At 72.3% G+C, this 12,023-nt stretch carries 11 protein-coding genes; all 11 read left to right on the top strand.

Annotated elements, in window-relative coordinates; genetic code table 11:
• Positions 1-67: 67 nt before the first annotated feature.
• Positions 68-1,069, top strand: coding sequence for a phosphotransferase family protein (locus ABD324_RS00125; RefSeq protein WP_344411405.1), 1,002 nt, complete (start codon positions 68-70; stop codon positions 1,067-1,069).
• Between the two features lie 32 nt (positions 1,070-1,101).
• Positions 1,102-2,247, top strand: coding sequence for a thiolase family protein (locus ABD324_RS00130; protein ID WP_344411406.1), 1,146 nt, complete (start codon positions 1,102-1,104; stop codon positions 2,245-2,247).
• A 202-nt stretch (positions 2,248-2,449) separates the two neighbouring features.
• Complete coding sequence (locus ABD324_RS00135; protein WP_344411407.1) at positions 2,450-4,132, top strand: ABC transporter permease; 1,683 nt, start codon at positions 2,450-2,452, stop codon at positions 4,130-4,132.
• A 2-nt stretch (positions 4,133-4,134) separates the two neighbouring features.
• Positions 4,135-5,268, top strand: a complete 1,134-nt coding sequence (locus tag ABD324_RS00140; RefSeq protein WP_344411408.1) for an ABC transporter ATP-binding protein — start codon at positions 4,135-4,137, stop codon at positions 5,266-5,268.
• Positions 5,265-6,395, top strand: coding sequence for an ABC transporter substrate-binding protein (locus tag ABD324_RS00145; protein WP_344411409.1), 1,131 nt, complete (start codon positions 5,265-5,267; stop codon positions 6,393-6,395). Before ABD324_RS00140 ends, ABD324_RS00145 begins: the two co-directional genes overlap by 4 nt.
• Before the next feature lie 147 nt (positions 6,396-6,542).
• Positions 6,543-7,220 (top strand): Crp/Fnr family transcriptional regulator, encoded by a 678-nt coding sequence (locus ABD324_RS00150; protein ID WP_344411410.1) that lies wholly within the window; start codon positions 6,543-6,545, stop codon positions 7,218-7,220.
• Between the two features lie 159 nt (positions 7,221-7,379).
• Positions 7,380-8,018 carry a TetR/AcrR family transcriptional regulator gene (locus tag ABD324_RS00155; protein ID WP_344411411.1) on the top strand — a complete coding sequence of 213 codons (639 nt, stop codon included), beginning with the start codon at positions 7,380-7,382 and terminating at the stop codon, positions 8,016-8,018.
• Positions 8,019-8,146: 128 nt separating this feature from the next.
• Positions 8,147-8,944, top strand: a complete 798-nt coding sequence (locus tag ABD324_RS00160) for a CoA transferase subunit A (protein ID WP_344411412.1) — start codon at positions 8,147-8,149, stop codon at positions 8,942-8,944.
• A complete protein-coding gene (locus ABD324_RS00165; protein ID WP_344411413.1) occupies positions 8,941-9,792 on the top strand; it encodes a CoA-transferase in 852 nt (283 codons plus the stop codon). Before ABD324_RS00160 ends, ABD324_RS00165 begins: the two co-directional genes overlap by 4 nt.
• Entirely contained in the window at positions 9,789-11,117 is a 1,329-nt protein-coding gene (locus ABD324_RS00170) for an acyl-CoA dehydrogenase family protein (protein WP_344411414.1), read from the top strand. The genes ABD324_RS00165 and ABD324_RS00170 overlap by 4 nt, the downstream gene beginning before the upstream one ends.
• Positions 11,114-12,013 carry an enoyl-CoA hydratase gene (locus ABD324_RS00175; RefSeq protein ID WP_344411415.1) on the top strand — a complete coding sequence of 300 codons (900 nt, stop codon included), beginning with the start codon at positions 11,114-11,116 and terminating at the stop codon, positions 12,011-12,013. Before ABD324_RS00170 ends, ABD324_RS00175 begins: the two co-directional genes overlap by 4 nt.
• Positions 12,014-12,023 lie beyond the last annotated feature (10 nt).

The following is a 12,023-nucleotide window of genomic DNA, read 5'->3' on the forward strand; positions in this document are numbered from 1 at the left end:
GCAGCGCCCGGCCGACTATAATCCAACAGTGATTGGAAAGCCATCGTCGGCAGATGAGGAGCTCCGGATGCAGCCCGTCCCCACCGAGGTGAGCGCGCCACCGGCCATGGATCCGGCCGCGCTGGCCGACTGGCTGCGGGCCCAGGACCTCGAGGTACGCGGCCCGCTCCGGCTCGCCCGGCTCGGCGACGGCCGGTCCAACCTCACCTACGCGGTCACCGACGAGGCCGGGCGCCGCTGGGTGGCGCGCCGACCCCCGCTCGGCGAGCTGCTCGCGTCGGCACACGACGTCGCCCGCGAGGGGTACGTGCTCGCCGCCCTGCGGTCGACCGACGTTCCCGTGCCCGCGATCATCGGCCTCTGCGAGGACGAACGGGTCGCGGCGGCACCGGTCCTGGTCATGACCATGGTGGACGGCGCCACCGCGGCGGAGCCCGCCGACCGGGCGGACCTCGGCGCGCCGGTCCGCCACGAGATCGGCCGGTCGGCCGCCGCCACGCTGGCCGCGGTGCACGACGTCGACGTCGCCGCCGTCGAGCTGGACGGACTGTCGAGCCGGGCCCCCTATGCCCCTCGCCAGCTCCGCCGATGGACCAGGCAGTGGGAGGAGAGCCGCCTGCGGGACCTTCCCGCCCTGGACAGGCTGACCGGATGGCTGCAGGCGAACCTGCCCGTCCAGCGGGAGACCCGGCTCCTCCACGGCGACTACCACCTGGGCAACCTGCTGGTGGACCGGTCGAGCGGCCGGCTGTGCGCGGTGCTCGACTGGGAGCTGTCCACCCTCGGCGATCCGCTCGCGGACGTCGGCTCCATGCTCGGCTACTGGCCCGACCCGGACCCCGCGAGCGACGCCGGCCTGCCGGACCGCCGCGCGATGGCCGAGCTGTACGCCCGCGCCTCCGGGCGCGATCTGGCCGACCTGACCTACTGGTACGTCCTCGGCCTCTGGAAGATCGCGATCATCGCCGAGGGCATCCGACGACGGGCCGGCGCGGCCTCCCCGCTCTCCGCGGAGTTCGTCGAGACCACGGTCGAGCGGGCCCACGCCGCGACCTCGACCGGCATCTGAGTACCCATCCCCACCACCCCAGGGAGACACACATGCGTGACGCGGTGATCGTCGAAGCGGTCCGGACCCCGCTCGGCAGACGGAAGGGCGCCCTGGCCGGGGTGCACCCGGCGGACCTCTCGGCACACGTCCTGGGAGCACTCGCCGAGCGCTCCGGGATCGACCCCGCGGTCGTCGACGACGTGGTGTGGGGCTGCGTGAGCCAGATCGGCGAGCAGACCTTCGACATCGCCCGCACTGCGGTGCTGGCCGCGGGCTGGCCGGAGACGGTGCCCGGCACGACCGTCGACCGGCAGTGCGGCTCCTCGCAGCAGGCCGTGCACTTCGCCGCGGCGGGCCTGGTCTCGGGGCAGTACGACGTGGTCGTCGCGGGTGGGGTCGAGTCGATGACCCGGGTCCCGATGGGCACCGCGGCGGCGGGCGCGGACGTGCTCGGCGAGCGGTACCGAGCCCGCTACGGCGACGGGTTCCCGAACCAGGGGCTCGGCGCGGAGATGATCGCCGAGCGGTGGGGCCTCTCGCGCACGCAGCTGGACGAGTTCGCCCTCGGCAGCCACGAGAAGGCCGCCACGGCCCGCGACGAGGGCCGGTTCGACGCCCAGATCGCCCCGGTCACCACCCCGGACGACACCGTGGTGAGCCGGGACGAGGGCATCCGGCCCGGCGGCACCCTGGAGGGCCTCGCCCAGCTCAGGACCGTGTTCACGGCCGACGGCGTGATCCACGCGGGCAACGCCTCCCAGATCTCCGACGGCTCCGCCGCGCTGCTCATGACCACCTCGGAGAAGGCCGCCGAGCTCGGCCTCACCCCGATCGCCCGGGTGCACACCGCAGTCCTCGCCGCCGCCGATCCGGTGATCATGCTGACCGCACCCATCCCCGCCACGCAGAAGGCACTGACCAGGTCGGGCCTGACGATCGGCGAGATCGGCGCGTTCGAGGTCAACGAGGCGTTCGCGCCGGTGCCCCTGGCATGGCTGGCCGACCTGGGCGCCGACCCGAAGGCACTGAACCCGCTGGGCGGGGCGATCGCGCTGGGCCACCCGCTGGGCGGCTCGGGTGCCCGGCTGATGACCACGCTGGTGCACCACATGCGCGACAACGGGATCCGCTACGGCCTGCAGACGATGTGCGAGGGCGGCGGCCAGGCCAACGCCACGATCCTGGAGCTGCTCTGACCGGGGACGCACCGGACGGCTCCGCGCCGGCCCGCTCTACCATTCCAATCAATGTTGGATTAGTCTCTCGCCACACGGCCGCCGCCGTCCACCGAGGACGACAGCCCGAGGGGAACAACCCATGCACACCACTGGCAGTGTTGCCAGCGAGAAGCACTCCCGAGCAGACACCGACGACCCCCGGCCCGCACCGCGTCCGCGCGTGGGGCTGGTGGATCGGCGGCCCGCCCAGTCCGCCGCGCGCAGGTCCGCGGCGCTGGTCCTGGTCGCCGTCCTCGCTCTGCTGTGCCTTCCGCCGGTCTACTACGTCATCGACGCCGCACTGAGCGGCGGGGGCTCGGGCCTGCGCCAGATGCTGGCCGACCGCAGCCTCGGCCGCACGGTCCAGATCACCGTCACGCTGGCCCTCGGGTCGGTGGTGATCAGCACGGTGCTGGGGATCGTGCTCGCCTGGGGTGCCCAGGGGCTGAGCCGACGCCACCGCTGGCTCGGCCACATCCCGCTCGTCCCGCTGGTCATGCCCGCCCTCGCGGCGGTCACCGGGTTCGGCTACCTGCTCAACCCCAGCATCGGTTTCGGCAACCTGCTGCTCCGGAAGATCATGTTCTGGTCGGACGCCGAGTCGGGGCCGCTCGACGTCAACACCGTCCCGTTCATCCTCATCGTGACGGCCACGCTGCTCACCAGCTTCGTGTACCTGTTCGTCCGCAGTGCGCTCGCGCAGCTGGACCAGGGCGTCTACGACGCGGCCGCGGCCTCGGGCGCCTCGCCGGCCCGGGCGTTCTTCTCGGTCGTGCTCCCCCTGCTGCGACCGGCCATCGTGTACTCCTCGCTCACCGTCATGCTCCTGGCCCTCGGCCAGTTCGCGGTCCCGCTGTTCCTCGGCCGCCAGGAGAACCTCAACGTGCTGTCGACGGCCATGTTCGTGAGCATGTCGTCGTCGCCGCCCGACATCCCGCTGGCGGCCGCGTACGGGCTGCCGATCATCGTGGCGGGCATCGTGTTCCTGGTCGTCCAGCGAGTGGTGCTGCGTGACCAGGACCGGTACGCCAGTACGGGCACCAAGGGCGCGGCCCGCTCGCTCAACAAGAGCGGGTGGTTCTCCCACGCCGCACTGGTCGTCTACGGGCTGGTGGCGGTCGCCGCCCCGATCCTCTCGGTCGCCATCGTCGCGTTCCAGCCCTTCTGGTCGAAGAACATCGTCATCGGCGACTTCACCCTGGACAACTTCCGGTCCGTGTTCGCCAACCCGAAGCTGGTCGACGCGATCGGGAACACCCTGGTGTACTCGCTGAGCGCGACCGCGATCGTGGTGCCACTGGGCTACCTGTGCGCCAAGGTCCTGTACCGCCGCCGCCAACAACGGATCATCGCGAACCTCGTCGACGTCCTGGTCTCGATGTCGCTCGGCATCCCCGCCGTGATCTTCGGTGTCGGCTTCCTCCTTGCCTTCACCCACGGCCCGCTGAACCTCTACGGCCGGGGCGCCGGCCTGGTCGCGGTGTACGTCGTGGTCATCCTGCCGTTCGTGACGCGGTTGGCGCTGGTCGGCATGCTCAACCTCGGGGACAACCTCATCGAGGCGGGCGCCGCCAGCGGTGGCACGCTGTGGCGCCGGACCCTCACCCTCGAGCTCCCGATGCTGCGCCCCGCGCTCGGCAACGCCGTCGCGATCTGCCTGGTCCTCACCGCCCAGGAGTTCGGCGCGTCCATCCTCGTCCGGTCGTCCCGGACCCAGGTGATGTCCACCGTCCTCTACGACCAGTTCGCGAACGGCAGCAACTCCCAGGTGGCCGTCATGGCGTTCCTGATGTGCGCGATCACCGGTGCCGGTGTGCTGCTGGCCCTGCTGCTCGGTCGCCGGTCCAGCCCGAAGGAGAGCTGACGATGTCGGATCTGAAGGTGAAGGACCTCCGGAAGGCCTTCGGCAGCCGCGGCGGGATCGTGGCGGTCGACGACGTCACCCTCGAGGTGCCGCAGGCGGAGATGCTCGTCCTGGTCGGACCCAGCGGGTGCGGCAAGTCGACCACACTCCGCTGCCTCGCCGGGCTGGAGAGCCCGGATGCCGGCGTGATCGAGTTCGGCGACCGGACCATCTTCGACGCGGCCCGCCGGATCGCCGTCCCGATCCACCGCCGCGACATCGGTCTCGTGTTCCAGAACTACGCGCTCTGGCCGCACCTGACCGGGTGGGACAACATCGCGTTCCCGCTGCGGTCGCGCTGGGTCTCGCGGGAGGAGCGACGCCGCAGGATCGGGGCGATCGCCGAGGTCGTCGACCTCGATCGACGTCTGCTCGACAAGCGGCCCGCGCAGCTCAGCGGCGGTCAGCAGCAACGGGTGGCGCTGGCCCGGGCCCTGGTCGCCGAGCCGAGGATCGTGATGTTCGACGAGCCGCTGAGCAACCTCGACGCCGCACTGCGCGAGCAGCTCCGTTCGGAGATCCGGCGGTTGCACGAGGAGATCCGGTTCACCGGCGTCTACGTCACCCACGACCTCACCGAGGCGATGTCGGTCGGCGATCGGGTGGCCGCCATGACCGACGGCGCGATCATCCAGATCGGTCGTCCCGACGAGCTCTTCGCCACCCCGGCGACCAGCCGGATCGCCCGCATGATGGGGTACCGGCGGTTGTGCGCCGTCACCGGCCGGGAGGGGCGGTGGGAGGGCACGGACTGCGAGTTCGCCGGCCCCGCGCCGGACGGACCCGGCTCCACGTACGAACTGCTCGCCCGCCCGGACCGCATCACGGTCGCCGCGGTCGGCACCGCGGTCCCGTCCGCCCACGACTACCGCGTCCGCGGCGGTGTCGTGGCCGGCGTCGGCTACCTCGGCAGCGAACAGGAACTGATCGTCGATCTGGGGGGTCGCCGGCTGCGGCTCGTCGTACCCCTCGGACGAACCTTCGCCCCCGGCGAACGCGTCGACCTGAGTGCGCGGGTGGCGGACACCCGCGCCTACCCGCTGACCGACGCCCCCGAGACCCTCGACACCCCCACGGACCAGGAGACGGACGAATGACGACGAGACTTCGCAGCACGATGGCGCGCCGCGTGGCACGCGCCGTCGCGGCAGTGTGCGTGCTGCCGCTGGCGATCGTCGCCTGCGGCGACTACAGCGGCGGCGGGAGCGGGAGCAGCACCCCGGCCTCGGCCGCGGCGGGTCCCGCGGCGACATGGCCGGACGTCCTGAAGGCCGCGGACACCGAGGGCAAGCTCGAGGTGTGGTCCGTCCTCAGCCCGGCCCACAACGACCTGGTGAAGGCCGCCTTCGAGAAGGCGTACCCGAAGATCGACCTCTCCATCACCCAGTACGGGCCGCCGGAGATCAGCACCCGCGTCGACGCGGAGCACCAGGCCGGCGTCGGATCGGTCGACGTGCTGCTGAGCACGGACCGGATGTGGCACGGCAAGCACCTCGCCGACGGGTACTTCCAGAAGATCGTCGGTCCGGACGCGGCCGCCGCCAACACGCAGCTGCTGGCCGGCGCGCAGCCGAGCACCGACGGTGCCCCGAAGGCGAGCCAGGCGCTCTACGACAACGACACCCGGCTGATCACGCTGTTCGCCGCGTGGGGCTACGCCTGGAACACCGACGCCGTGAAGAGCCCGCCGCCGAGCTTCGACGCCCTGTTCTCCGGTGACACCTACAAGGGCAAGATCGGCATGAACGACCCGAACACCAACTCCGTGAACACGGTCCTGTTCGGCAAGCTGAGCGAGCGGTACCCGGACCTGTTCCAGCGCCTGGGCGCACTGAAGCCGACGCTCTACGCGAGCTCCGGTCCCGCCTCCGAGGCCCTCGGGGCGGGCGCGGTCGACGCGGTCCTGGCCATCTCGGGCGCCGCCGTGGCCCCCGTCAAGAAGGCGGGCTTCGCCTTCGACAGCAAGTTCCCCGCCCTGGCCACGCCCCTCTACGCCGAGGTCCTCGCCTCCTCGCAGAGCCCCAACGCGTCGCAGGTGTTCACCAACTGGCTGATGACGCCCGAGGGCCAGGCCGCCTGGGCCTCCGGCTACGCGTCGGTCCTGCCGAACATCCCCACCGCCAACAACTCGGCGGCCGGTGTCGAGGTCTTCGAGGCCGAGACCGTCGACCCCAAGCAGGTGGCGGCCTGGCGCGACCAGCTCAACGCCGCGCTGGGGCGCTGAACCCGAGTACCTCGTGGGAGGAGTTCGGCGCGGCCACGGTCGCGCCGGGCTCCCCCACCCTCGCCGTCGCGGATCGACCGCGATGTCGGGCGACGTCCGTTTGCCCGGAACGCGCAGATGTGGTCGGCCACTCTCTAGGATGACCGGATGCCCCCCGAGGACCGTGCGGACGGCTGGTCGACCGTGCGTTCGCTCGGCCGACCGGTCCGGTATCCGCCGGGCACGGTGGTGACGACCCAGGGCGATGCGGTCGACACGCTGCACATCCTGGAGAGCGGGTTCCTGGCCCTCTCCGTCGCGGTCGACGACGAGGAGCGCCTCATCGGGTTCGTCGAGCGCGGAATGATCGTCGGCGGAATGGACTACTTCGGAAGATGCCCGCGCTCGTCGACGACGCGAGCGCTGACGGAAACCCACACGCTCCTCGTGCGCCGGGAGATCCTGGAGGATCTTCTCGCGTCCGATGCCGCCGCGCGCGAAGCGCTGGCCCACGTGGTGGCGACCGGGAGCCGGCTCTTCATCGAGCGTCACGTCCGGTACAGCCAGGGGTCCATCGCCGAACGGGTCGGCCGCGTCCTGCTCGATCACCTGGACGACTCCGGCCCGTCGTCGGACACGGGGGGCGCGGAGCGGGTCCTGAGTACGCCGCTCCGGCAGAAGCATGTCGCGGACCTCGTCGGTGCCGGGCCTCGGGCCGTGGGACTCGAGCTCGCCCGCTTCAGCGCCGCAGGTCTCGTCGACACGGGCTACCGCGCCCGGCCCCGTCGCCTGCGGGTGCTGAGACCTGCCGCGCTCAGTCGCCTGGTGGACCACGACGACTCGTGACCCAGCGCCGGTGGTGACCGACGGGTTGCCGCCCCCGACCGTGGCCTGGCTGCCGCTACCGCGGGTGCCGGGCTAGCGTGGGAGCAGGGCGGACCGGCGCCCGTCGCCGAGGAGAGGACAGGGGCTGCCGTGGCAGGAACCGGGTCGCGACGTCGCCTGATGGAGAACGAGCTGCTGGACCGGGCGGCCGGCCTCTTCGCCGAGCGCGGCTACGAGGGCACGACGCTGCAGGACATCGCCGAGGCCATCGGCATCACCCGCCCGTCGCTCTACAACTACATCAAGAGCAAGGACGAGCTGCTCGGCATGCTGGTCTCGGGGCTCACCGAGACCGCCGCGGTCGAGCTGGCCGAGCTGGAGGCGGACGAGGGCAGCGCCGCGGACCGGCTGACCCGCTCGGTCCGCTCGGTCGCGCTGCGCGTGTGCGAGCACCCCGCCCGGTTCCGGCTCCTCGACCGCTCGGAGCACCTGCTGCCCGCGACCTTCCGGGACCGGCACGAGTCCGCGAAGCGGGCGATCCTCGCCCACATGCGCGGGATCATCGCCGACGGCGTGGCCCGCGGCGAGTTCTGGCCGCTCGACGAGCGCACCGCGGCCCTGTCCATCGTCGGCTCCTGCAACTGGGTCGCCTGGTGGTACCGGCCCGACGCACCCGGCGCCGACCCCCACGCCCTCGCCGACCAGCTCGCCGACATGGCCGTCCGCTCCGTCGCACGGCCCGACGGGCGGTCGAGCCCCGAGGCGGCGCTGGCGACGATCCGCGCCGACCTCACCTACCTGGAGAGGCACCTGCGCTAGCTCCGGCCCCCCGACACGGCCGTCACCTCCGGAGGTGGCGGCCGTTTCTCGTGCCTTGACAGGAGTGACCCCGGTCTCTACGTTTCCGACTCGTCAGTTGTATTTGCAACTCCAGAGTCGGAGGCGCGATGAAGAAGGTCTCCTCCCTCGACGAGATGGTCGCGGCGGTCCCGCCGCATGCGCTGGTCTCGTTCGGCGGCGGCGGGATGGTCCGCAAGCCGATGGCCGCGGCGGCCGCGCTCGCCGCCCGCGAGACACCGGTCCGGCTGTCGGTCTTCCTCGCCGGCCCGGAGGTCGATCTCCTGCTCGGCGCCGGTGCCGTGGAACAGCTCGACTACGCCTACGTGGGCCTCGACGCCCTCGGTCTCTCCCCCAACTTCCGGTACGCCCGGGAGAAGGCCGGGCTCGCCGCCGTCGAGTGGACGGAGGCGATGTACATCGCGGGGGTCGAGGCCGCGACGCGGCGGGTGCCGTTCGCCCCGACCCGCAGCGGGCTGGGGGTGGACCTGATGGAGCTGCCCGGGATCCCGTTCCGCCGCTTCGCCTGCCCGCTCACCGGCGAGGAGCTCACCGCGGTGCCGGCCATCGCACCGGACGTGCTGTTCCTGCACGCCAACGAGGTGGACACGCTCGGCAACGTCCGGATCACCGGCGACGGTTTCCTCGATCCCCAGCTCGCCCGTGCGGCGTCCACCGTGTACGTCACCGCGGAGCGGGTCGTCGACCGGTTGGAGGGCATGACCGAGCGCGAGACCACGATCTCCCGGCTGTGGGTCTCCGCCGTCGCCGAGGTGCCCGGCGGCGCCGGGTTCACCGCGCTCTACCCGGAGCACCCGCTGGACTACGCGCAGGCCGGCGAGTACGTCGCCCACTGCGCCGACCGGGAGTGGGTCCGCGCCTACGCCGCGAAGGGTGTCCCCGCATGAGCAGTGCGTCCCCCCGCAGCTCCACCAGCGACTTCACCGTCGAGGAGCAGGTGATCACCGTCCTCGCCGACATCTACCGCGGCGAGGTGATCGCCGTGAGCGCGACGGTGTCGGGCGACATCGCCGCCCGCCTCGCCAAGGCGCTCTACGCCCCCGAGATCGTCCTCATGGCCGGCGGCAGCATGGCCGGCTTCGACTGCGCCCCGACCCCCAAGGTGCTCAACGACGAGTGGGTCACGTCGCCGACCGCCGCCCGCGGCTCGGACTGGACCGAGGCCTTCGACTTCATCTCCGCGGGCAAGTACGCGATCACCATGGGCCCGGTCCAGGTCGACCGCACCGGCTCGTGCAACATCTCGGTGCTCGGCGACTGGCGCAGGCCGAAGGTCGCGATGATCGGCTCCCGCGGGATCCCCGACGACATGGTCCGGCTGGCCGAGATGACCTTCCACGTGCGCAGGCACACCCCGCGGGCGCTCGTGGAGAAGGTCGACTTCCGGTGCGGGCTGGGGTTCGGGCCCGAGCGCGACCGGCTCGGGCTCACCCTCGGCGTCCCCCGGATGCTGGTGACCGACCTCGGGGTCTTCGACTTCGACCGCACCGGTGCCGGGATGTCCGTGCGGTCGCTGCACCCCGGCGTCACCTTCGACGACGCTCAGCAGGCCACCGGGTTCGCGCTGCTCCCGCCGGACGGGACCGTCCCGACCACCCGGCCGCCGTCGGCGGAGGAGCTGCACTGGATCCGCGAACGCCTCGACCCGCTCGGCGTGCGCCGGCTCGACAGCCCCAAGCCGCCCCCCGGCCTGCTGGCCGAGCTGGCCGAGCGCGAACGGGAGCTGCTGTCGTGAGCTGGGACTTCAGCACCGACGCCGAGACCGAGCGCGAGCTGGAGTGGATCCGGGAGTTCGTCGACGCCAACGCCGTGCCGCTGGAGGCCCTGAACCTGCCGCGCACCGAGTTCGACCGCGTCGCCGCGCCGCTCATCGCGCAGGTCAAGGAGCGCGGGCTCTGGGCGGCGCACCTCGACGAGGCACACGGGGGCACCGGCCGGGGGCAGCTGCGGCTGGCGCTGATGAACGAGATCGTCGGCCGGTCGCGGGTCGGCCCGCTGCTGTTCGGGACCGCCCCACCGGACTCGGGCAACCTGGAGCTGCTCGCCGCGCACGCCACCCCGGAGCAGCGGGCCCGCTACTTCGCTCCACTGCTCGCGGGGACCGTCCGCTCGGCCGTCGCGATGACCGAGCCGGGCGCGGGCGCCGATCCGACCCTGCTCAGTACCCGGCTCACGCCGGACGGTGACGGTTGGGTCCTGAACGGGCACAAGTGGTTCGCCACCAACGCCTCGCTCGCCGACTTCCTGCTCGTCATGGCGGTCTCCGATCCCGAGGCGGCGCCGCGGGACCGGGCGACCGTGGTGCTCGTCGACCGGGACACCCCCGGCCTCGAGATCCGGCGGGACATCGCCACGATGGAGAACCCCGAGCCGAGGCCTGCGGAGATCGAGAACCACTGCGAGATCGTCTTCACGGACGTCCGGCTCCCGGCGGGAGCCGTGCTCGGCGAGCCGGGCCGCGGGTTCGCGATGATGCAGGAGCGGCTCGGCCCGGCGCGGCTGCACCACTGCATGCGGTGGATCGGCCAGGCGCAGCGGGCGTTCGAGATGCTCTGCGAGCGGGCCACCTACCGGTTCACGCACGGTTCGGTGCTCGCGGACAAGCAGACGATCCAGAACTGGATCGCGGACTCCGCCGCCGAGATCGCCGCCGCGCGGCTGCTCACCCTGCACGCCGCCTGGAAGATCGACACCCTCGGCGCGAAGGCGGCCCGGACCGACATCGCCCTGATCAAGTTCCACGGCGCGAAGGTGCTGCACGACGTCGTGGACCGGGCCGTGCAGGCCCACGGCTCGCTCGGGTTCTCCGCCGACCTGCCGCTCGAGTCGATGTACCGGCGGGCCCGCGCCGCCCGCATCTACGACGGCCCCGACGAGGTCCACCGCCAGAGCGCGGCGCGGCTGCTGCTGCGCGACCGCAAACCCCCGGCCGACGGGATCCCCACCGAGCACCTGCCCACGGTGCGCCGGGCCGCCCGGCGCCGGTTCGACCTCGACACCCCGGACACCCTCGACACCCCCGACACCCCGGACCCGCTGGACACGGAAGGTTCCGCATGAGCCCCGAGATGGAGACCGTCCGCTACGAGATCCCGGAACCGGGGATCGGCGTGATCACGCTCGCCCGGCCGGAGAAGCGCAACGCGCAGGACGTCCGGATGACCTACGAGCTCAACACCGCCTTCGAGCAGGCCGCCCGCGACGACGCCGTCAAGGTGATCGTGCTGGCCGCCGACGGCCCGCACTTCTCCGCCGGCCACGACCTCCGCGACGTGGTGTGGCATCCGGAGTTCGACCAGGTGAGCACGTGGGGCGGCTACGGCGAGCCCGGCGCCGAGGGCTGGGTCGCCCGCGAGGAGGAGATCTACCTGGAGATGTGCGCGCGATGGCGCAACATCCCCAAGCCGACGATCGCGGCGGTGCACGGCCGGGCGATCGGCGGCGGGCTGATGCTCGCCTGGGTGTGCGACCTCATCGTCGCCGCGGACGACGCGGTGTTCGCCGATCCCGTCGTCGCCATGGGGGTGTGCGGGGTCGAGTGGTTCGCGCACCCGTGGGAGCTCGGGCCGCGCAAGGCCAAGGAGCTGCTGTTCACCGCGGACTCGTGGGACGCCGAGGAGGCGCACCGGCTCGGGATGGTCAACCAGGTCGTCCCGCGCGCCGAGCTCACCGAGTACACGATGGACCTCGCGCGGCGGATCGCCGCGAAGCCGATGTTCGCGCTGCGGCTCACCAAGGAGGCGGTCAACCAGGCCGTCGACGTGCAGGGCCAGTCGTCCGCGATCCGGGCGGCGTTCTCCCTGCACCAGCTCGCCCACACCCACAACCTGGAGCGGTACGGGATCTGCCTGGACCCGTCCGGCATCCCCCCTGCCCTGCAGGCGAGCTTCCCCGCCGCCGAACCCGGCGACGAGGTCCGGGAGACGCGCCGCGCCGACCGCGGGGGGACCGGGTGATCCCCCCGGG

It is taken from the genome of Pseudonocardia ailaonensis, from assembly GCF_039531635.1.
GTDB lineage: Bacteria > Actinomycetota > Actinomycetes > Mycobacteriales > Pseudonocardiaceae > Pseudonocardia > Pseudonocardia ailaonensis.